The following is a 21,726-nucleotide window of genomic DNA, read 5'->3' as shown; positions in this document are numbered from 1 at the left end:
AAAAATATAGAAAGATGCAAACGTAACGGCACTTTTCCTTAGCCCTGCCCTGCAAATTAATCGTGAGCAATATCGGTAATTGGAAGTAACTAGTTTGATTGTTACCAAAGGTCAGATTTATCTACTCATCTTGCTGGAGCTCAGATACTCCTTGCGCCAACGGAAGTAATCCTGCTCCGACGCGCCAAGTTGGCGGCTGGTTTCGACCACCGTTTTGCTTTGTGCAGACATGACTTCCAACTCGCGCAATTTGTGGATGATCCCTTTCGATGTGACTCGCTTTTTGGGCATGTTCTGACTCCTTTTTTCAATAGCATATGAATTTTCAAGTCTGATCAGTTGTTTCAGGTCAGGTGATTCGAAGCGAAAGCGCGCACTCAAACTATCATTTTGAGCCTCAACTCCGAACCAAGTCGATGACACTCACAAGATAACAGGTGGAATATTTTTCTAAACGGAAGGTAACAATTTGAGCGTTCTCCGCTAGGATATTATGACGACACATATCAATCGAAACGAGGTTTGCATGGATTCAAAGATCATTTCGTTAGAGGTGAAAAAATCAAAGTTGGCATTGACGAAGTCAGGCCTCCGAATTCGCCTGCTGCAGGCAAAGTGTGGATGCGTAACTATCGGAGATAGGGACGGGTTGGCGTACACACTATCTCAATCGAAAATTGAGGAACAAGAAGTTCAAAAGCTGCGTGAGCTACTCGGCAGGGGAAGCGAAGATCAGCTGACAATCATGTCCTATCATCCTGGCATTAGCGGGCTCGAAAAGGAAATGCGTAAATATGGAGCCCAGACTAGTCATGTTATTGCCTTAGCGGGACCAACGCGAAGCCCTATCGGCGGGCATTGTGGTGAGATTGAAAATGTAACTTTAATTCGTAGCGGAGACGATTTTTTCAGGGCTAAAAAATTATCGTTAGCCTCAGAGGATATTGGTCTGGGAGTGCAGGGCGGTGAAACTTTACATTTTTTTGAAGGAGACGACGCCAATGTATCTTGGGCGGTCTTAAATTGTCACGAGTACACTCATGTCGATATTCTAGAGAAGCTGCTTGACCTAAACGTAGAACTATTAGTAGTGGTTACATATAACGTCGCTACCCGTTTATATTGGGAATATGCCGTATCAGATGTTCACAGGTTGTTTTGCTTTGTCATTATCGTTAATGTGGCCGAGCTAGGCGGCTCCGGGATATTTGCACCCTTTCGACGGATAGGCGCAGGTGAACATGCGAGCCTGAATGCCGGGGGACAGTTATTTGGTGCAAAGGGGAGTGCCGAGGTTAGCGTGCTTGAAAATCTGGATATCGGGTATCTACGTGAGCTGAGAGAGAAATTTCAATCTGACGGTGCTGCTTTGAAGAAGCAGAGGGGGCATATCACCACCACGTATCCGTCACAGCGGTATTACAAATCCGATGATAATGCTGCTACGGGCAAAGTCACGGTGACGCTCAAAGAAATTGACATGGAATGGGAATCGGAGGCACCTACCGTGGCGGTTTGTCAGCTTGAATCAATGCCTTTACAAATTTATCTTAAAACCGAGTATCGGCTAGATAACGATAAGACTGATGAAGTCAAGAAATTTTGTAAGGTGCTAGACGGAATGTTGGCAGAACTTACCAACCGTATTCAATCAAAAAATAAAAAACTCGATTTCTTAGTACTGCCTGAGGTCTTCGTTCCGCGCTCGTATATTGAGAAACTGAAAGAATTTAGCAAATTGCATAAAACGGTAATCATTGCGGGAGTGGATTACCCGTCGCATGCGCGCAAGAATCAGTGCTTCATCATCGACTCTGTTGAGCAAGATATACATATTTATACGAAGGTCACAAGATCCCAATACGACGCGCTAAATCATGACGGTGACGAGCGCCTTCCTATAGAGCGGGGAAATGAACTTCTTCGCTTCAAAAATAAAAAGGGGCATACATTTGGTGTGTTGATATGTTACGACTACAGCCATCTGGAACTCATTAAGCAGATCAACGAAGCTCAAAGCCCTGTCGAGGCTGTCGATGTGCTATTCGTCGTGGCACATAACCCGTTCGGCGAGCTTTATCGCTCAAGTTGCATTGCTGATTCACACCGTTTTTACCAACATATCGTGATGTGTAATGTATCGTCCTACGGTGGTAGCGGAGTCTTCGCGCCAACTCGAGGAAAAGGGGCGCGCCAAGTGCTATGCGAATCCGGTAAGGGAACTGAAGCAATCAATGTAGTTACTCTCGCTCTCCAGAAGCAACGAACAGCTCGCCAAGAGAAAATAGAGAGGACTCTTCATGAGGGGGAATTCATGCGCAAACCTGGCATATATCAAAAAAGATTCACCTTCAAAGAGAAGAGGGAGAGCCTGTCAAATCCCGCAAGTACAGACGCCCCTTGAAACAGTTGTTCCTGAGCTTTAAGGAAACAGGGATATGGAAGGGCGTTTGACCGCGTGGCAGCCTTCGGGAGGCAACGGAAGGTGGGTCAAATGGAGAGAGGGGTAATTCAGCGAGCAATAAAATCCTACCTACTGGTCGCGTTTCCAGATGTCTATCTAACGCAATGCACGGGCTCGACGTAATGCTCCAATTCCTGGTGATGAAGAATATGAAGCATGCGTTTTACGCCTAGCCCTAATCTCTGTTCGTTCCTGAAGCGCTGCTTCGGCGGTAAGCGCGCGATCACGATATTCCTTCGCCTGCTTAAGTAGATTGCTGATCGAGAGCCAGTATGCAGCTCCTAAATCTCCTTCCTCTAACTGCAGTCGATGCAGCTTCCGGATTGCTATTGTTAGATCTAAATCGTCACACATGTTCTTCTTGCCCTTTTTCGCTGGAAAATTCGATCACACGGATGTTAGAAAGAGCCTCCCTATGAGCTCGGATTTTTCATTTTCTCACCAGTGAGTTTGGGCAGTAAATATCTCGTCTTGCTATTCAAAAAGTTGATAAATTGAAAGATGCACTGCCGTGCTTGAGAACGCCAGAAGATTTTTTCTTTCCTAATAATGAATTTAAATCAAGGCTCAGCACCTGCTAATGTTCTTCGAATCAAACGAAATTTGCCTCAATATCGAAGGTCAGTTGCTTTGAAAACTGGGGCTGACCACTATGGGCAGGCCATGCATGCCCATGATCGTCAAAATAAACTCTGAGCTTGATGCCTGTCTGGAGACACGGATAGGAGCCTATTGCTGTAACTGCGGTCACACTCAATGCGTCGTTCAGAAAAGACAAGGCATACACCATGCAACTACCGCTATGCTCCTCTCTAATATGACTCAGAAGCTCATCGATATCAGAGAAGAGCCGAACATGTGTCTGAGGAACAGGGGAATCTATTTGCGGAGAAACCAAAAAACAAGGCTGACAAATGTCCAGCAAGGCCGAACGCCAGGGAATAGCTGGCGAGAGCAAAGCGCGTGGAACACCTTCAGTCTGCCAGGTAGGGTGAGTGATGAACATAAGGAGACGTTTAGCTGCCTGAGACGACCGTCCCAAAGGCATTTCTAGTGCATAAAGACGTCGCGGATACTAGATAACTTGACGCAACAAGTCAATAATATTGATCTCCTGCGCCCTGTTCCCGATGCCTGAATGAAGAGACCATGTGAAAGCTATTGAGCTTGCACATGAAAAAAAAACCACATCAAAAATCTCCGATCTCAGCAGCCAAGTCGCTTGGCCACAATATCGCCGCGCTGCGGAAAGCAAGCTCTCTTACTCAACATCAGCTCGCAGCGGCTCTTGGCGTCGAAATCGAAACGATCTCGCGTTACGAGAACGGACGTTTAAATACTTCATTGGATCAGGTAGATATTTTTGCGACCTTTTTCAACGTTCCTGTTTGGACTCTATTTACTCCTACAGATTTGACGGCAAGTTTTCCGGATCCCGTTCTCCTGACGAAAATGCGCTCTCTTTCTGCGAAGCACCGAACTACGCTTGAGGAAATCATTCAGGTGTACTACAACGCACACATCACCAAACCCAAAAAAAGCTCTTCCCCAACCACCACGCCTGACAAATGATCCCGAACAACTTCTAAGTTCATAGAAGTTTCGCTATCAGGTACAGAAACGCCGCCTATTGCCAATAAGCAAATAAGCATTGCTGATTGAAAAATTTAGCTGGGAGGACAGAAAGGGCTCGGGTACATCGGCTACATGACCTTCGTCATCGCCTTGCTGAAGGAAGAAGGGATGGCACCGGCGCGCATCACGCTGTTCTTTGCGCTGCTGGGCGCGGCGACCTTTGCGTCTTCACGCATCTGGGCACGCATGCTGGACAGCTTCCGGGGCGGGCAATCGCTGGCCATCCTCAATGGCCTGCTGTGCCTGGCCACGCTGCTGCCGGCCATGACGGACGCGCCGGTGGCGGTGTTTGCCTCAGGGCTGCTGTTTGGCGGCTGCTTCCTGTCGGCCGTGGCGTCGACCACGGCCATGGTGCGTCACAACCTCCCGCCATCGGACTGGCCAGCCGGCATCAGCGCCTTCACCATCATCTTTGCCGTGGGGCAGATCATCGGCCCGTCCATCGTCGGATGGATCGCCGATGGTGCCGGCGGCCTGCAACGCGGCTTGACGTTTTCTGCACTGATGCTGCTGGCGGGGGCGCTGGTGGCGTGGCGGCAAAGGCCGCTGGGCGCGGGCGAGGGACGCACCGCAGGCGTCTGACGTTTTCTGCACATCGGGCCGCGCGGCCAACACCGGCGCGGCCCGCAGAGGGGATACTTACTGCTGGCCGAGATGGCGGCGCAATGCCTCCACCAGGGTGCCGCAATCCTCATCGGTGCCGATGGTGATGCGCAGGAACTGCTTGATGCGCTCGCTCTTGAAGTGGCGCACGATGATGCCATCGCTGCGCAAGGCAGCGGCCAGCTCGGCGGCATCGCGCTGCGGATGGCGGGCGAAGACGAAGTTGGCCGCCGAAGGCAGCACCTCGAAGCCCAGTGCTTCCAGCTGCGCCACCAGTGCGGTGCGGCTGGCGATGACCATGTCGCAGGTCTTGCGGAAATAGTCCTCGTCCTCGATGGCGGCGGTGGCACCGGCAATGGCGGGGCGGTCCAGCGGATAGGAGTTGAAGCTGTTCTTGACGCGTTCCAGCGCATCGATCAGGTCGGCATGGCCGACTGCGAAACCGACCCGCATGCCGGCCAATGCGCGCGACTTGGAGAAGGTCTGCACCACCAGCAGGTTGGGATAGCGCTGCACCAGCGGGATGGCGCTCTCGCCGCCGAAATCGATATAAGCTTCATCGACCACCACCACGCGCTCCGGATTGCCCTGCAGGATGCGCTCCACTTCGTCCAATCCAAGCAGGCAGCCGGTCGGCGCATTGGGATTGGGGAAGATGATGCCGCCGATGGCATCGCCATGGCCGAGGTAATCCTCGGTGCGCAGGGTGAAATCTTCGGCCAGCGGCACGGCGCGATAGTCAACCTGGTACAGGCCGGCATAGGTCGGATAGAAGCTGTAGGTGATATCCGGGAACAGGATGGGCTTGCCATGTTGCAGCAGGGCCTGGAAGGCGTGCGCCAGCACTTCGTCGGAGCCGTTGCCCACGAACACCTCGCGCGCGCTGATACCGTCTGCGGCATGGCGGCGGGCGATGGCCAGCTTCAGCGGTTCGGCGTCGGGATTGGGGTACAGGCGCAGGTTGTCGCTGACCTCGCGGGCGATGGCCTGCAGGGCCAGCGGCGACGGGCCATACGGGCTCTCGTTGGTATTGAGCTTGACCAGGCGCGCGATCTTGGGTTGTTCGCCGGGGGTGTAGGGCGTCAGGCGGCTGACGATGGGACTCCAGAACTTGCTCATGAGAAATCAGCCCGGACCGGGCCACACAGAATTGAGGGAAAGCGCAGATGGTAGCAAACTTGCCGCCACCCGGCCGCAGACGCTTCAGAAATAAGGGCGGTAGCGCGGCTGGCGGGCCGGGTCATCCTGCGCAGCAACGGCCGGACGGGGATGGCTGCTCAGCAGCGACAGGGCGCGGCCGGCAATCTCGGGCGGCAGGCCGATCAGGTCCTGGCAGGCGCGCTGCAGGGCCGACAGCGAGGCAAACCCGGCTGCGGCGGGACTGGCACCGGCATCTTCCATCCGCGCCAGTTGCGCCAGCACCCAGGCCACGCGCTGCTCGCGCACCAGGCTGCGCAATGACTCGCCCTCGGCAAACAGCAAGGCACGCAGGCGGGCAGTGGAGATCTGCCACTGACCTGCGATGCGCTCGGCGCACCAGTCGGCGCTGGGCTGCGCAAAGATGGCGGCGGCAAGGCGGCGGGCGTGGGGCTTGCTGGTGTCGGCGGCGCGTTCCATGTCGGCGCTGGCCTGTGCCTCCAGCGCCAGCGACCAGACTGCGGGGCGCATGCCTTGTGCCGTCACGCGCGGATGCGCGAGGCAGGAAAAACGCACGAAGGGCGGCACCGTGAAGCTTTCGCCCTCCTGCAGCTCTACCGCTACGCCCCCGCTCTTCAAGGTGGCCGCCCCCTTCCAGACCCGCACGCGCGCCGGGGCGGCGAACCGCAGTTCACGCAGCAGCAGGTGATGATGGGTGATGATGGCCATGGATGAATCGATGCAGTGTCAACGCCGGAATGTTCGCCCGATCTTAAGCCGGTAGCCTGCGCCTGACTGTCATCGTGGTGACAGGCCGCTCACAGCGAGGCCATGCCGAAGGCGCGCAAGCCATCGAGGTCGACCACGCGAATGCTCTGGTAGGAAATCTCCACCAGCCCCAGCTCGGCCAGGTGGCGCATGGCCTGGTTCACGCGCTGGCGCGACAATCCGGTCAAGAGGCCAATCTCTTCCTGCGACAGTTCCAGCACCTTGGAAGTACGCGGATACAGCATCGGATGAAACAGCTGTGCAATGGCCTGCGCCACACGGGCGTCAACATCGAGCAGGCGTTCGTTCTGGACCGTGGCGATGAACTGGCCCATGCGTTCGTTCAACTGGCCGATGACGAAGGCGTTGAAGGGCAGGCTCTCGGCCATGAGGCGGTGGAAGGTATCGGCCGGCACCAGCAGGATCTGTGACGCCCGGATGGCGATGACGTCATAGCGGCGCGGCTCGCGCTTGATGACGCTGCCCTCGCCGCACCAGCCGCCCTCGGGTACGCCCGAGAGCGTACTGCTGCGGCCATCGATGTTGTAGACGGCCAGCTTGATCAAGCCCTCATGGACGCCGATCCAGTATTGCGAGAGTTCGCCGCGCCGGGCCACGAAGGCATCGGCCGACAAGCGCGTCAACTGGGTGGTGGCGGCGGCCAGCGCACGATGTTCGCCAGCCAGTGCGGCGAACCAGTCGTATTGCTGCAGAAGCTGCGCCATCGGGCTGCTCATGGGATAGTCAGAGAGGGAAGGAAACGGCAAACATTGTCGCATGTCAGCCTTGTCGTCGTGATGACAAAGCGCAAGACAGCTTCGGTGCTACCCTAGTGCAGAAAATAACAGGCGGCTGATAAAAAATGCACAGGCCGCGCCCCTCATCCCCGCCGCAAGGAGACAGACATGGCAGATTTCGACACCGGCCTTGGCCGCAACGCCGCCAATTACGCGGCCCTCACCCCCATCGATTTCATCGCGCGCGCCGCCGCCGTCTATGGCCAGCGTCCCGCCATCATTCACGGCGCATTGCGCCAGGACTGGGACCAGACCTATCGCCGCACGCGCCGCCTGGCCAGCGCCCTGCAGCGTCTGGGCATCGGCAAGAACGACACCGTCTCGGCCATGCTGCCCAATACCCCGGCGATGGTGGAGGCGCACTTCGGTGTGCCCATGGCCGGTGCGGTATTGAATGCCCTCAACATCCGGCTCGATGCCGAATCCATCGTCTTCATGCTGCGCCATGGCGAAGCCAAGGTGCTGCTGATCGACAGCGAATTCGCCGCGCTGGCGCAGCAGTTGCGCACGCAATTGCCGGCGCTCAAAATCGTCGAGGTGTTCGACGTGCTGGGTCCGCCGCCGGTGCCCGGCGAGCGTTTCGGCCATCTGGAATACGAAGCCCTGCTGGCCGATGGCGATGAAAATTTCGAATGGCAATGGCCCGCCGACGAGTGGGATGCGATTGCGCTGAATTACACCTCCGGCACCACCGGCGACCCCAAGGGCGTGGTCTATCACCATCGCGGCGCGGCCCTGAATGCGGTCTCCAACATCCTCGAATGGGATCTGCCCAAGCATCCGGTCTACCTGTGGACGCTGCCCATGTTCCATTGCAATGGCTGGTGCTTCCCGTGGACCGTGGCCGCCCGCGCAGGCGTGAACGTATGCCTGCGCAAGTTCGACCCCAAGCTGGTGTTCGACCTGATCGCCGAACATGGCATCACGCATTACTGCGCCGCGCCCATCGTGCATGCGGCGCTGGCCAATGCGCCCGAGGGCTGGCGCGCCGGCATCCGCGGTCCGGTCAAGGCGATGGTGGCCGGTGCGCCGCCGCCAGCGGCCGTGCTGGCCAAGATGGAGGCGATGCAGTTCGAGCTGACCCACGTGTATGGACTCACCGAAGTCTATGGACCGGCAGCCGTGTGTGCGGAACAGGATGAATGGAACGCGCTGTCGGTGGATCAACGCGCGGTGCAGAAATCTCGCCAGGGCGTGCGCTATCACCTGCAGAGCGGAGTGACGGTGCTCTCGCCGGACACCATGGAACCGGTGGCCGCCGATGGCGAGGAGATCGGCGAGATCATGTTCCGCGGCAACATCTGCATGAAGGGTTACCTGAAGAACGACAAGGCCACGCACGAAGCCTTTGCCGGGGGCTGGTTCCACACCGGTGACTTGGGGGTGATGAATGCGGACGGCTACATCAAGATCAAGGACCGCAGCAAGGACATCATCATCTCCGGCGGGGAAAACATTTCCAGCGTGGAAGTGGAAGACGTGCTGTACCGCCATCCGGCCGTGCTGGCCGCCGCAGTGGTGGCGCAACCGGATGAGAAATGGGGAGAGACACCCTGCGCCTTCGTCGAACTCAAGGACGGGGCCAACATCGATGCGGCAGAACTGACCGAGTTCTGCCGGGGCCACCTGGCCGGTTTCAAGGTGCCCAAGGCGATCTACTTCGGTCCGCTGCCCAAGACGTCCACCGGCAAGATCCAGAAGTTCGAACTGCGCAAGCGCATGAAGTCGGACAGCGCCATCAACGTCTGAGGTGCTGTCCTGCGCATCTCGTCAGGCCTTGCGCACGGCGATGTGATACAGCCCCCACGGGCATTGGCCGAAGCGCTCCGGCAAGGGGCGCGCGCTCATCTCGGGGAAGCTGTCGGCGTCATATACGGCCCACAGCGGACCGAGTCCACCCAGCGGGATGGGCTTGCCATCCAGATGGGTGGCGATGATGAAGCGGTACTTGGCGATATCTTCCGCCGAGACCAGCACCGCGTAGCCATCGACGGCGCGCAGGGCACAGTTCTGCACAGTGGCGGGACCTCCGACGGCGCGCAAGACTTCCGAGAGCAGCGGACCGCGCAGGCTGTGGCGGCGGCCATCGTATTCCAGCGTGGGACGGATCTCTACCGAAGGCAGCGCGGCGAGCGCGGCAAAATCGAAGGTGTGGGCCTTGTCGAACGCCAGCTTCTGCTTGGCCATCATCTGGTCCAGCGCCGGATCGAGCGGGCCGCGATTGGCCTTGCTGATGTCGCCGGTCACCGTGAGCAATACCGGACCTGCGGCAGCACCGGACTTCTTGTCGGCAGCCAATGCAGGCAGGGCCACGGGTGCGGCCAGCAGCGAGGCACCGAAGCCAAGGAACTTGCGTTTTTGCATGGAAAACCCTCCTGATGGAGATGGATGGGACGTGCGGTGATGGCGGATTGTAATCAGTTTTTGCGCTTCGCTGCGCACCAACGACAACGGCCCGCCTCAAGGCGAAGCGGGCCGTTGGATTCAGCGCTGCATCATTGCAAGTGCGCTTCAGTCACGTGGCGGACGGCCACGCCAGTAACCGGCCAGCAGCGACCCCGAGAGGTTGTGCCACACCGAGAACAGTGCGCCCGGCAAGGCCGCCACCGGCGTGAAATACAGCTTGCCCAGGGCGGCCGCCAAACCGGAATTCTGCATCCCGACTTCGATGGCCAGCGTGCGGCAGACTGCTTCGTCGAAGCCCAGCAGGCGGCCACCCCAGTAGCCACCCAGCAAACCCAGGCCGTTGTGCAGGATCACGCCCACCAGCACCACCAGGCCGACCGAAGCGATGCTGGCCTGGCTACCCGCAACCACCGCCGAGATGATCAGCAGGATGGCCACCATCGACACCAGCGACAGGTAGGGCTCGATGCGGCGGATCAGCTTGCCCGCGAACAGGTTCAGCACCAGGCCGACCGCAATGGGGACCACCACGATCTGCACGATCGACATCAGCATGGCGTGGGCGTCGAAGTGGATGGAGGCATCCACGTAGAGTTCGGTCAGCATCGGCGTGGCGAACACCGACACCAGCGCGGAGAGCGTGGAGATCGTCACCGACAGGGCCACATCGCCGCGCGAGAGATAGATCATCACGTTGGAGGCAGTGCCGGAGGCGACACTGCCCACCAGCACCATGCCGGCGGTGAGGTCAGGCGGCATGCGCAGTACCTTGGCGATGACCCAGGCGGCCAGCGGCATGACCAGGTAGTGCAGGATGATGCCGGCAGCCACCGGTGCGGGGCGCTTGATGATGCGTTTGAAGTCGTCCACCGTGAGCGTGACGCCCATGGTCAGCATGATGAGCGTCAACAGCTGGGTGATGTATTTGCCGATGGGCGTGAAGGTCGGCGGCGTGAAGTAGGCAGCGGCGGAAAGCAGCAGCGCCCACACGGGAAAGAGGCGGGTGATGGTGGCAAGCATGGCAATGGATGAATGATGAATACAGGCCCGTGCAGGATGAAGATCATGCCGGGATGGCGCGTTTGTTATGTTCATTGCGCGGATGACGCACACTGCGGCGGAGAGGCTTCGTGCACCAGGTCCGGTGGCGGTCTCTTCTCTATCCTCGATCACGCGCCTTGTGGGCGCGGCAAGGGCGTGATTCTACCCGCGCAGGCCGATTCCTGCCGGCTCCCGGGCCGTGGGACGGCCTACTGGCGAATAAGATCACATTTGAAACTAAGCATCACCTTGGGCGGCATCACGCCGATCACGCCTTCCGAACGTTCGCTGCCGATGATGCGCGCACGGCGCCCCTGCTGGCGGCACCAGTCATCGGCCTGCTGCAATCCCTGTGCCGCCACGCCGTCATTGCCGTGCCAGCGTGAACTGGCCACCAGCAGGTAGGTGTCCTTGTCGATCTGCGTGACCGGTTGCGAGGAGGCGCAGCCGGCCAGTGCGGCCACCATCGCAAGGGACAGCGTCGGCATCAGGCGGATTGTCATCGGGGCTCCCTTGGTCTTGTGATCCACGATGGTAGCCAGCGCGATGGGTGGCGTCATGCGTCCCTACAACTCTTTACCTCCGCTGACGATCCACTGCACGGACGAAAAAAAACGCCGCTGGAAGCAGCGGCGTTTTCCCGACCATTTCAGTCAAACCATCAACGCGTAACCGGCTTGTAACGGATACGCTTGGGCTTGGCGGCTTCTTCGCCGAGGCGCTTCTTCTTGTCGGCTTCGTATTCCTGATAGTTGCCGTCGAAGAAGGTGACCTGCGAATCGCCTTCGAAGGCGATGATGTGGGTGGCGATACGGTCCAGGAACCAGCGATCGTGGGAGATCACCAGCACGGTGCCGGCAAATTCCAGCAGCGCATCTTCCAGGGCGCGCAGGGTTTCCACGTCGAGGTCGTTGGACGGTTCGTCCAGCAGCAGGACGTTGCCGCCCTGCAGCAGGGTCTTGGCCAGGTGCAGGCGGCCGCGCTCACCGCCGGACAGGTTGCCGACCACCTTCTGCTGGTCGCCGCCCTTGAAGTTGAAGCGGCCCAGGTAGGCGCGCGAGGGCATTTCGAAACGGCCCACGGTGAGGATGTCGGCACCGCCCGAGACATCTTCGAAGACCGTCTTCTTGTTGCCCAGGTCTTCACGCGACTGGTCCACCAGCGACACCTTGACGGTGGGGCCCAGCACCAGTTCGCCGCTGTCCGGGGTTTCACGGCCGGCCAGCATGCGGAACAGGGTCGATTTACCGGCGCCGTTGGGACCGATGATGCCGACGATGGCACCGGCCGGAATCTTGAAGTTCAGGTTGTCGATCAGCAGGCGGTCGCCATAGCCCTTGCTGACGTTCTTGAATTCGATGACTTCATTGCCCAGGCGCTCGGCCACGGGAATGAAGATTTCCTGGGTCTCGTTGCGCTTCTGGTATTCGTATTCGGAGAGCTCGTTGAAGCGGGCCAGACGCGCCTTGCTCTTGGCCTGGCGGCCCTTGGGGTTCTGGCGCACCCACTCCAGTTCCTTGGCGATGGTCTTCTGGCGGGCAGATTCGCTGGCCTCTTCCTGCTTGAGGCGGGCTTCCTTCTGTTCCAGCCAGGAGCTGTAGTTGCCCTTCCAGGGGATGCCGTGGCCGCGGTCCAGTTCCAGGATCCATTCGGCGGCGTTGTCGAGGAAGTAGCGATCGTGGGTGATGGCCACCACGGTGCCGGGGAAGCGTTGCAGGAACTGCTCCAGCCAGTCCACCGATTCGGCATCCAGGTGGTTGGTCGGTTCGTCCAGCAGCAGCATGTCAGGCTTGGAGAGCAGCAGCTTGCACAGCGCCACGCGGCGCTTTTCACCACCGGAGAGCACGCCGATCTTGGCATCCCAGGGCGGCAGGCGCAGGGCGTCAGCGGCCATTTCCAGCTGCTGGTTCAGGCTGTTGCCGTCAGCGGCGTCGATGATGGCTTCCAGGCGCGCCTGTTCGGTGGCGAGGGCGTCGAAGTCGGCGTCTTCTTCTGCATAGGCGGCATAGACCGCGTCCAGCTTGGCCTGGGCTTCGAAGACTTCGCCCAGCGCGCTTTCGACTTCCTGGCGCACGGTCTTCTCGGCGTCGAGCTGGGGTTCCTGCGGCAGGTAGCCGATGTTCAGGTTGGGCATCGGGATGGCTTCACCCTCGATTTCCTTGTCGATGCCGGCCATGATCTTGAGCAGGGTGGACTTGCCCGAGCCGTTCAGGCCGAGCACGCCGATCTTGGCGCCGGGGAAGAAGGACAGCGAGATGTCCTTGAGGATCTGCCGCTTCGGCGGCACGATCTTGCCGACGCGGTTCATGGTAAAGACGTATTGAGCCATGGTATGAGTTGCCAGTGAGAGGGAAACGATAGGAGGCGGCGTCAGGCGCCGCCGGCGCTGGGCTCTGCCGAGCTTTGCGCGCGGGTGCGCAGGTAGCGCCACAAGCCTTCGGCGGAGTATACCGCGAGCGCCACCCAGATCACGCAAAAGCCGATGGCGCGCGCCCCGGTGAAGGGCTCGCCGTAGATCAGCACGCCGCCCAGCAGCTGGATGGTAGGCGAAATGTATTGCATCAGGCCCAGCATCGACAAGGGGATGCGGCGCGCGCCATGGGCAAAGAGCAGCAGCGGCACCGCCGTGATCGGGCCGGACAGGGCCAGCAGGATCTTGGCTGTGGTCGATGCATGGGTGAAGGCATTGCTGTCACGCAAGGTATCCACGCCCAGGATGGCCAGCACCAGCGGCAGCATCAGCAAGGTTTCCAGCGACAGGCCTTCAAGCGCGCCCAGGTGCGCGGTCTTGCGCAGCAGGCCATAGAAGGCGAAGGTCAGCGCGATCAGCAGCGAGATCCACGGCAGGCTGCCGTTGGCGAAGGTCAGCCAGATCACGGCACCGAGTGCCAGGAAGACCGCCAGCCATTGCAGGGGACGCATGCGTTCCTTCAGGATCAGGTAGCCCATGAAGACGCTCATGAGCGGGCTCATGAAGTAGCCCAGGCTGGTATCGACGATGCGCCCGGCGTTGACGGCCCAGACATACAGGGTCCAGTTGCCGGTCAGCAGCAGGGCCGAGAGCAGGAAGCCCAGCACCACCATGGGCCGCTTGATGACCTCGCCCACCCAGCGCCATTGCCGCCGCCAGGCCAGCACGGCCACCAGGAACACGCAGGACCAGAAGAGGCGATGCACGACGATATCGAAGGAGGGAATCTCCTTGAGCAACTTGAAATACAGCGGGAACAGGCCCCACAGGATGGAGGCGCAAACGGCGTGAAGCATGGCGGATCAGCGTTTCCCGAGGATCAATGCAGGGCCGGCGTCACCGGCTCATGCTTGGCCACGAAGTGATACAGCAGGAAGGCACTGACGCCGCAGATGGCCATCACCGACACCAGCGGCAAGGCGGTACCGTCATGCCACAGGCTCATCACCACCCCCGAAAGCACGCCCATGCCGAATTGCAGCGTGCCCATCAAGGCCGCTGCGGTACCGGCCTGGCGGCCCTGGTGCTTCAACGCAATGGCAGTGGCATTGGGACCCGTGAAGCCATAGGCCGTCAGGAAACCGAAGAAACCGAACAGCAACAGCGGCAGGCTCTCCAATCCGGCCAGAACGGCCAGCACCACCGCCAGCGACAGACCGGCTGGTACCCACAGCACCTTGCCCAGCACGCGTTCGGCCGAGCGCTTGACCACCAGGCGCGCATTGATCTGCGAAGCGGCAATCAGGCCAATGGCGTTGGAGGCAAACACGAAACCGAAATACTGCGGCTTGATCCCGTGCAGCTCGATCACCACGAACGGACCGCCTGCGATGTAGGCGAACATGCCCGCCTGCACCAATCCTCCGCACAGCACGAAGGACATGAACTGGCGATGGCGCAGCAAACCCCAGTACTGGCGCAAGGTGCGGCCCAGATGCAGCGGTTCGGCACGGGAGACATCCACCGTTTCGGTCAGGTACTTGCGCGTGCCGAGCATGCACAGCAGGCCGAAGATCGTCAGCACCACGAAAATGCCGCGCCAGCTGGCGAAGACCAGCATCAGGCCGCCGATGAAAGGAGCGAGGATGGGTGCCAGGCCAAATACCAGCATCAGCATCGAGAACGCCTTGGCCGAACCCTCGGCCCCCATGCGATCACGCACCATGGCGCGCGGGATCACCATGCCGGCGCTGCCGCCCAGCCCCTGGAACAATCTCAGCACGATCAGTGTCTCAATGCTCTGTACAAAAATGCACAGCAGGGAGCATACGAAATACAAGGCGATCCCGAAGAACAAGGGCGGTTTGCGGCCGAAGCGATCCGACAGCGGACCATAGAACATCTGCCCGACGGCCAGGCCGACGAGGAAAGAAGCGAGCGTGAGCTGGACCAGGTTGGTGCCCACGCCGAGTTCCTTGGCGATGGCAGTGAAGCTGGGCAGGTACATGTCGATGGCCAGCGCACCCAGCGCAGTCAAGGCTGCCAGGACGGCCAGCCATGGGGGAAATTTGCCCATGGAGAGCGAAGTATCTTTGTTGTGCATGTGGAATTCGGTGAGACAGCCGCATCGCCGGCAGTGAGGACGATGCCAACAGGTTGAAGCAAGGTGAAGCGCGATCGCCCCGAAAGGCGTGAGGGGCACATTATAAGGGCCTGTTCATTTTCGTTCAGGCGGCACATCAAGGCGGACGTAATTGCGCCGTGGCAAAAGCTGAACAAAGACAAGAAATACACACGCGGTTCGTGCAGGACGATGTAAAAGCTGGCAAACTTGTTGTCATTGTTCTCACATGCCAGGATCGTGCAAAGGGAGCGGCAGGTAGGCGCAACGCGGGCTGCAGCGGGTCAGGTGACACAGATCACCATGACTGCGCGAAGGTCAACGCGGCACCATGCGCATTGCTGTAAAACAAGAAAAGTTTAGCCGCAGGGGAAATCGATGCGTGGCCGATATACGCCAGCAGTAACAGGCGTGCCTGATCCGGGTTGCCACTCCAGCTGCGGGCAGTCAGGCATGACAGGGTACGCCAAGCGCGGACTCAGAATCTTCATCGCGGGGGTGGCGTCAGCACTCCTGCTGATGGCTTGCGAGCGTGGCGACGACAGCGGCAGCACTGCCACGGCCACCACAGCCACCGCAGCCGCCGAACCGGTGGTGCTCACCGCGCTGGTCTGGGCACCCGACTGGTCCGAGGAAATGCATCGCGTGGCCGATGCCTTCTCGCTCAAGCATCCCGAGGTGCGGATCAACCTGCAATTCATGATCGGCAATTCCGTCGAGGAAAACCTCAAGCCGCGCGCCGCCACCGACAGCCTGCCCGACATCGTCTCGGTCAACGCCAATCCGTATACGGCCACCCTGGCGGACCAGGGCTTGCTGGCCGACATCGGCGATACCCAGGCCTGGGGCAACATGCTGGAGGTCCTGCAACGCGAATGGACCTCGCCGGGCGGGCGGCGCTACGGCATTCCCTCGGGCGTGGCCACCACCCTGATCTACTACAACCGCGACATGTTCGACCGCGCCGGCATCACTGCACCACCGGCCGACTTCGAGTCCTTCCTGGCGGCCGGCGCCGCACTGCGCAAGGCCGGCCTGGTGCCGCTGGCGCTGCCGGGTGGCTTCCCCAACATGCTGGGCAATGGTCCCTTCAGCTACGGCTTCGCCAACCAGATCGCAGCCAAGGTCCCCGACTGGCGCACCCGCATCGCCAATGGCACCCTGCAGCTGGACAATGCGGACGGCGCGGCCATCTTTGCGCGCCTGCGTACGCTGGTGGAGCAGAAGATGGTGCAGGCCGACTGTCTGCGCGCCGGCTACGACACGACCCTGCGCCAGTTCGCCGAAGGCCGCGCAGCGATGACCTTCCAGGGCAGCTGGGCCGCCGGCACGCTGATGAATGCGCGCGGCATGCGGGTAGGCGTGTTCGTGCCGCCATGGAATGACAAGGGCCAGCCGCTCAAACCGGTGCTGGGCAGCGAGACCGGCTTTGCAGTGGCCCAGCACAGCGGCGCGCGGCAACGGCAGGCGGCGGTGCAGTTCCTGGACTTCCTCTACGGTCCGGGGATGCCGATCTGGCAAGCCAAGCGGCAGAACATTCCGCCGTTCCGCGTGATCGCGGCCGATGTGAAAGGCGATCCCGCGCTCTTCGCGCTGGTCGACCAGATGACGCGCGATGCCGCCGCCAGCAATGCCCCGGGACTGTATTACTCGGTGCTGCCGGTCAATACCATAGACGTCCTGCATCCACTCCTGCAGAGCGTGCTGTCGGGCAGCCAGACCCCGGCGCGGGCCGCGCGCCTGCTGCAGGACTCCATCACCGAACAGGCACGCCTGTCGGCCAGGTAAGGGAGCGCGTTCGATGAAAAAACGGCTCGACTTTTTCTGGCTGGGATTCCTGCGCAAGATCGAAATCCGCTACCGGCTCATCAATTCCTTCATCCTGGTCTCGCTGGTGCCGCTGGTGATCTCAGGTCTGCTGGCCTATCGCGAAACCACCCGTGCCACCCAGGAGAAGGTACACACCTACTCGGTCCAGATGGTCAAGCAGATCTCGCAGAACCTGATGCTGCGCATGGAAAAGATCGAGGACACCAGCGAGGAGCTGGCGCTCTCCGACAAGCTGCAGCGCCTGCTGGGCGACTATTACAGCGGCGACGAAGCCACCAGTGCTGCGGCCCGCAGCGGGGTGGCGCGCGTGCTGCTGGACACCTATGGATCGCTGCCGGACGTGAACCAGAAATACCTGCTGGACCGCAAGCGCCAGGTCATCGATCCGCAGATCTTTGCGCCGCTGGCCAGCAACATCACCCGCGTGGCGGAGGAGGCGCCAGACCTCGGCGGACGCGGCTGGTGGACGCTCTACAACGGCGGCCATGGCCAGAAGAGCGTGGCCATGCTGCGCGAGATCCGCTTCACCGGCAACAACCGCGCTGCCGGCGTGCTCTTCGTCGGTGTGCGGCCGAGCTACTTCTTCAGCATCTTCGAGGGTGTGGACCTGGGCTATGACTCCAGTCTGTTCATCGTGGATGCGAGCGATGGCACGGTAGTCGTGCAGGGACGCGATACCAGCTTCAGCCGTGCCGATCCGGCCTTGCTGGAGGGCATCACGGCCAGCGTGGGACAACGCCGCACCAGCGACTTCATCGCCTACACGCGCGCCGACAAGACGCGCTACTACGCCGCCATCGCCCAGTTGCCGCACACCTCATGGTGGGTAGTCAGCGCCACGCCAAGCGACAAGCTCAACGCCGACACCCGCTCGGTGCGCGACAAGATCATCGCCATCGGCCTGCTGTGCTTTGCCGCTTCACTGTTGCTCTCGGCGCTGATCGCGCGCAGCATCAGCGTGCCGCTGCAGCGCCTGGTGGCGGCCATGAAGGAAGCCGGCAGCGGCGATACCACGGTGCGCGTGGAACAGGCCGGCGGCGACGAGATCGCCATCCTCTCGCGCAAGTTCAACGAGATGGCCGGCAAGCTGCAGCAGAACAAGGAAGAACTGGAAGACCAGGTCGCCCGCCGCACGCGCGAGCTGGAGCTGGCCAATCGCAAGCTGGAAGCGCTCTCGGCCACCGATGGCCTGACCGGGGTGGCCAACCGGCGTCGCTTCGACGAAGTACTCGACAGCGAGCTGCGGCGCTCGGTGCGCTCCGGCCATGCGCTGGCGCTCCTGATGCTGGACGTGGATTACTTCAAGAAATACAACGACCGCTACGGCCACGTGGCCGGGGACGAATGCCTGCGCATCGTGGCGCGCGTGCTGCAGAAGAGTTCGCGCCGCGCTACCGACCTGGTAGCACGCTATGGCGGCGAGGAGTTCTGCGTCATCATCGCCGAGAGCGATACCGCCCATGCCCTGCAGCAGGCCGAGCACATCTGCCAGGCCATCTTCGAACTCAAGCTGCCGCATGCCGATTCGCCCTTCGGCTACATCACGGCCAGTATCGGCGTGGCCTCGCTGCAGCCGGATGAGCACACCAGCGCCGAACAACTGCTGCGCGTGGCCGACCAGGCGCTGTATCACGCCAAGTACCAGGGCCGCAACCGCGTGGTGCTGGGCAGTGACGCGACCAGCAACCTGTGATCGGGTAGAGTCGCCCGGACCGGTCCACCTGACGAAATGCTGACGTCGCGCGACGCTTTGCAAAGTTGCGTCAAGACGCCGGCGGCGGCCCTGAACCAATGTCATCGCGCTGCATCATATCGCTATGCCCACCATCACTTTGAGAAGAGAGGTATAGCAGATGAACCCGAGTCGCCAAGAAAAAAAACACTGGACCATCGATGACATCGACCTGAGCCGCATCGACCGCGAGCGGGTGCGGCAGAATGAAGACCTGTTCTACCTGGTGGCCTGCGCTTCCTTCGTCGAAAGCGGTTCCGACCTCTACACCCACAACCTGGTGGAATTCTACAAAGGCGATGCCGAGGTCGAGACCTGGTTGCGCGAGCAATGGGAACAGGAAGAGCTGCAGCACGGCGCGGCCCTGCGCGCCTATGTCGAGCATGTCTGGCCGGAGTTCGACTGGCCGCGCGCCTACCAAGGCTTCCTCAACGAATATTCGCAATACTGCAAGGTCGAGCTGCTCGAACCGACACGGGCCCAGGAGCTGGCCGCGCGCTGCGTGGTCGAGACCGGCACCTCCACCTATTACCGGGCGCTGGCGCGGGCCACCGACGAGCCGGTCCTGAAGCACCTGGCCGGGCTCATCGCCAATGACGAGGTCAATCACTACAAGCATTTCTACCAGTACTTCCGCCGCTATCGCCGCGAAGAAAACATCGGCCGCTCGCGCGTCTTCGGCACCCTCAGCCGCCGCACCCTGGAACTGAAGAGCGAGGACGCCGATTGCGCCATCCGTCACGTGGTGATGGTGTACAAGCCGGAACTGGCCGCCGATCCGGCGCGCGTGAAGGAACTGGCCTCGCGCATGAGCCGTACCGTGCGCGTCAATCTCAAGCCCGAAACCACCATCAAGATGATCATGCGGCCGCTGGAGTTGCCGGTGACCCTGCAGAACATGATCGAATTCCCCTTGCGCCAGTTCATGCAGCACGTGCTGCTGCGCTGATCCCGCGCCGGAGGGTGGTCCGCCAGGACCATCTTCCGGCCCAAGCGCCGGGCAGGCACCGCAATGGATCACGCCGCCTGCTGCCCCATCGTTCAGGATGTGCTCACTATTGTGAACAATCTGTCTCACCCCTCAGGAAGTTGATCCACTTGCCGCAAACCCGCCTCCACTGGCGCTTTGCGCGGCGCACCAAGATCGCGCACCGCCGAGCGCCAGGCTGGTGAGTGTTGCCGCAGCGACATGGGACTGTCGACAATGGCGCTCGGCTTTGGTGCGCAATCCTGGCGTGCCTGACAACATTCTTCCCGCACCGTGCCCCTCCCCGCCCCGCTTTGATGCAGCCCGCAGGCCCTTGGCGGGGCATTGGCACGCAATCTGCTAAAGCGACTGGGCAGTGAAAAAAATCTTCCAAAACTTTTCTCGAGGGAGCACCACATGTCACGTCGTACCGTACTGAAAGCCACCGCTCTGGGCGCATTCGCACTGGCCGCATCCTCCTGGCTGCCTTCGGCCTTCGCTGCCGACACCATCAAGGTCGGTATCCTGCACTCGCTGTCGGGCACCATGGCGATTTCCGAAACGTCCCTGAAGGACGTGGCCCTGATGACCATCGACGAAATCAACGCCGCCGGCGGCGTGATGGGCAAGAAGCTCGAACCGGTGGTGGTCGACCCCGCCTCGAACTGGCCGCTGTTCGCCGAAAAGGCCCGCCAGCTGATCTCCCAGGACAAGGTCTCGGTAGTCTTCGGCTGCTGGACTTCGGTGTCGCGCAAGTCGGTGCTGCCGGTCTTCAAGGAACTGAACAGCCTGCTGTTCTACCCGGTGCAGTACGAAGGTGAAGAACTGGAGAAGAACGTCTTCTACACCGGTGCTGCCCCCAACCAGCAAGCCATTCCCGCCGTGGAATACCTGATGTCCAAGGAAGGCGGCGGCGCCAAGCGCTTCGTGCTGCTGGGCACCGACTACGTCTATCCGCGTACCACCAACAAGATCCTGCGCGCCTTCCTGCACAGCAAGGGTGTGAAGGATTCCGACATCGACGAGGTCTACACCCCGTTCGGCCACTCCGATTACCAGACCATCGTGGCCAACATCAAGAAGTTCTCCGCAGGTGGCAAGACGGCCGTGATCTCGACCATCAACGGCGACTCCAACGTGCCCTTCTACAAGGAACTGGGCAACGCCGGCCTGAAGGCGACCGACGTGCCGGTGGTGGCATTCTCGGTGGGTGAAGAAGAACTGCGCGGTGTCGATACCAAGCCGCTGGTGGGCCACCTGGCCGCCTGGAACTACTTCGAATCGGTGAAGAATCCGGTCAACACCGCCTTCATCAAGAAGTGGAAGGAATACGCCAAGGCCAAGAACCTGCCCAACGCCGATACCGTCGTGACCAACGACCCGATGGAAGCCACCTACGTCGGCATCCACATGTGGGCACAGGCCGTGGAAAAGGCCAAGTCCACCGACACCGACAAGGTGATCGCCGCCATGGGTGGCCAGACCTACAAGGCACCGTCGGGCTACACGCTGGAAATGGACAAGACCAACCACCACCTGCACAAGCCCGTCATGATCGGCGAAATCAAGGCGGACGGTCAGTTCAACGTGGTCTACAAGACCAAGACCACCATCCGCGCACAACCCTGGAGCCCGTACATCCCGGGCAACGAAAGCAAGCAGAAGAACTAAGCTTGCGGTTGTTGTAGTTCATGGCGTTCTTCGGAGCGCCTTCCGTACGCCGCCGGACGGCGTATGGAAGGCGCTCCGTCCGCCGCAATGCATCTCCCTCCACAAGAAAACCGCCCGACGACTCGCCCCGGCCACCGCATTGA

General features: G+C 60.4%; 18 protein-coding genes and 1 pseudogene. 8 read left to right on the top strand and 11 right to left on the bottom strand.

What is annotated here, in order from left to right; genetic code table 11:
- Positions 1-117: 117 nt before the first annotated feature.
- Positions 118-291, bottom strand: coding sequence for a transposase (locus JOD78_RS21680; protein WP_209569602.1), 174 nt, complete (start codon positions 289-291; stop codon positions 118-120).
- Positions 292-526: 235 nt separating this feature from the next.
- Between JOD78_RS21680 and JOD78_RS21675 the strand changes: the two genes are divergently transcribed.
- Positions 527-2,404: a hypothetical protein gene (locus JOD78_RS21675; protein ID WP_209569604.1), complete on the top strand. Its 1,878-nt coding sequence runs from the start codon at positions 527-529 to the stop codon at positions 2,402-2,404.
- A 652-nt stretch (positions 2,405-3,056) separates the two neighbouring features.
- Here the strand turns inward: JOD78_RS21675 and JOD78_RS21670 are convergent.
- A complete protein-coding gene (locus JOD78_RS21670) occupies positions 3,057-3,470 on the bottom strand; it encodes a hypothetical protein (RefSeq protein ID WP_209569606.1) in 414 nt (137 codons plus the stop codon).
- Positions 3,471-3,637: 167 nt separating this feature from the next.
- On the opposite strand from JOD78_RS21670, the gene JOD78_RS21665 reads away from it, so the two are divergent.
- Positions 3,638-4,036: a helix-turn-helix transcriptional regulator gene (locus JOD78_RS21665; RefSeq protein WP_209569608.1), complete on the top strand. Its 399-nt coding sequence runs from the start codon at positions 3,638-3,640 to the stop codon at positions 4,034-4,036.
- 114 nt (positions 4,037-4,150) lie between these two features.
- Positions 4,151-4,681 (top strand): annotated as a pseudogene (locus JOD78_RS21660) (YbfB/YjiJ family MFS transporter); the annotation flags it as partial.
- 57 nt (positions 4,682-4,738) lie between these two features.
- Here the strand turns inward: JOD78_RS21660 and hisC are convergent.
- The 3 genes from hisC to JOD78_RS21645 all read right to left on the bottom strand — a co-directional run bounded on the left by hisC (position 4,739) and on the right by JOD78_RS21645 (position 7,332).
- Positions 4,739-5,821 (bottom strand): histidinol-phosphate transaminase, encoded by a 1,083-nt coding sequence (gene hisC, locus JOD78_RS21655; RefSeq protein ID WP_039790211.1) that lies wholly within the window; start codon positions 5,819-5,821, stop codon positions 4,739-4,741.
- Positions 5,822-5,905: 84 nt separating this feature from the next.
- The gene (locus JOD78_RS21650) at positions 5,906-6,568 is read right to left on the bottom strand and encodes a helix-turn-helix transcriptional regulator (RefSeq protein WP_134134223.1); all 663 of its coding nucleotides are present in this window, start codon (positions 6,566-6,568) and stop codon (positions 5,906-5,908) included.
- An 89-nt stretch (positions 6,569-6,657) separates the two neighbouring features.
- The gene (locus tag JOD78_RS21645) at positions 6,658-7,332 is read right to left on the bottom strand and encodes a Crp/Fnr family transcriptional regulator (protein WP_121041296.1); all 675 of its coding nucleotides are present in this window, start codon (positions 7,330-7,332) and stop codon (positions 6,658-6,660) included.
- Between the two features lie 180 nt (positions 7,333-7,512).
- Here JOD78_RS21645 and JOD78_RS21640 point away from each other — a divergent pair, with 180 nt between their 5' ends.
- A complete protein-coding gene (locus JOD78_RS21640; protein WP_209569611.1) occupies positions 7,513-9,153 on the top strand; it encodes an acyl-CoA synthetase in 1,641 nt (546 codons plus the stop codon).
- Positions 9,154-9,174: 21 nt separating this feature from the next.
- Here JOD78_RS21640 and JOD78_RS21635 read toward each other — a convergent pair whose 3' ends face one another.
- The 6 genes from JOD78_RS21635 to JOD78_RS21610 all read right to left on the bottom strand — a co-directional run bounded on the left by JOD78_RS21635 (position 9,175) and on the right by JOD78_RS21610 (position 15,365).
- Complete coding sequence (locus tag JOD78_RS21635; protein ID WP_134134226.1) at positions 9,175-9,768, bottom strand: molybdopterin-dependent oxidoreductase; 594 nt, start codon at positions 9,766-9,768, stop codon at positions 9,175-9,177.
- Positions 9,769-9,915: 147 nt separating this feature from the next.
- Positions 9,916-10,830: a bile acid:sodium symporter family protein gene (locus tag JOD78_RS21630; protein WP_034339914.1), complete on the bottom strand. Its 915-nt coding sequence runs from the start codon at positions 10,828-10,830 to the stop codon at positions 9,916-9,918.
- 230 nt (positions 10,831-11,060) lie between these two features.
- Complete coding sequence (locus tag JOD78_RS21625) at positions 11,061-11,411, bottom strand: YgdI/YgdR family lipoprotein (protein WP_245202250.1); 351 nt, start codon at positions 11,409-11,411, stop codon at positions 11,061-11,063.
- A 101-nt stretch (positions 11,412-11,512) separates the two neighbouring features.
- Complete coding sequence (gene ettA / locus JOD78_RS21620) at positions 11,513-13,180, bottom strand: energy-dependent translational throttle protein EttA (RefSeq protein ID WP_209569614.1); 1,668 nt, start codon at positions 13,178-13,180, stop codon at positions 11,513-11,515.
- A gap of 41 nt (positions 13,181-13,221) precedes the next feature.
- Positions 13,222-14,118 carry an EamA family transporter RarD gene (rarD, locus tag JOD78_RS21615; RefSeq protein WP_134223926.1) on the bottom strand — a complete coding sequence of 299 codons (897 nt, stop codon included), beginning with the start codon at positions 14,116-14,118 and terminating at the stop codon, positions 13,222-13,224.
- Between the two features lie 23 nt (positions 14,119-14,141).
- Positions 14,142-15,365, bottom strand: a complete 1,224-nt coding sequence (locus JOD78_RS21610) for a Bcr/CflA family multidrug efflux MFS transporter (protein WP_039790221.1) — start codon at positions 15,363-15,365, stop codon at positions 14,142-14,144.
- Between the two features lie 471 nt (positions 15,366-15,836).
- Between JOD78_RS21610 and JOD78_RS21605 the strand changes: the two genes are divergently transcribed.
- The 4 genes from JOD78_RS21605 to urtA all read left to right on the top strand — a co-directional run bounded on the left by JOD78_RS21605 (position 15,837) and on the right by urtA (position 21,583).
- Entirely contained in the window at positions 15,837-17,171 is a 1,335-nt protein-coding gene (locus JOD78_RS21605; RefSeq protein ID WP_134134230.1) for an extracellular solute-binding protein, read from the top strand.
- A 13-nt stretch (positions 17,172-17,184) separates the two neighbouring features.
- Positions 17,185-18,906, top strand: a complete 1,722-nt coding sequence (locus JOD78_RS21600; RefSeq protein ID WP_209569616.1) for a sensor domain-containing diguanylate cyclase — start codon at positions 17,185-17,187, stop codon at positions 18,904-18,906.
- A gap of 160 nt (positions 18,907-19,066) precedes the next feature.
- On the top strand, positions 19,067-19,894 hold the full coding sequence (locus JOD78_RS21595; RefSeq protein ID WP_134134231.1) for a ferritin-like domain-containing protein: 828 nt from the start codon (positions 19,067-19,069) through the stop codon (positions 19,892-19,894).
- A 435-nt stretch (positions 19,895-20,329) separates the two neighbouring features.
- The gene (gene urtA, locus JOD78_RS21590) at positions 20,330-21,583 is read left to right on the top strand and encodes an urea ABC transporter substrate-binding protein (RefSeq protein WP_013236630.1); all 1,254 of its coding nucleotides are present in this window, start codon (positions 20,330-20,332) and stop codon (positions 21,581-21,583) included.
- Positions 21,584-21,726 lie beyond the last annotated feature (143 nt).

Source organism: Herbaspirillum sp. 1130 (assembly GCF_017833835.1).
Lineage (GTDB): Bacteria > Pseudomonadota > Gammaproteobacteria > Burkholderiales > Burkholderiaceae_D > Herbaspirillum > Herbaspirillum huttiense.
This window is presented reverse-complemented; position numbering and strand designations above follow the sequence as displayed.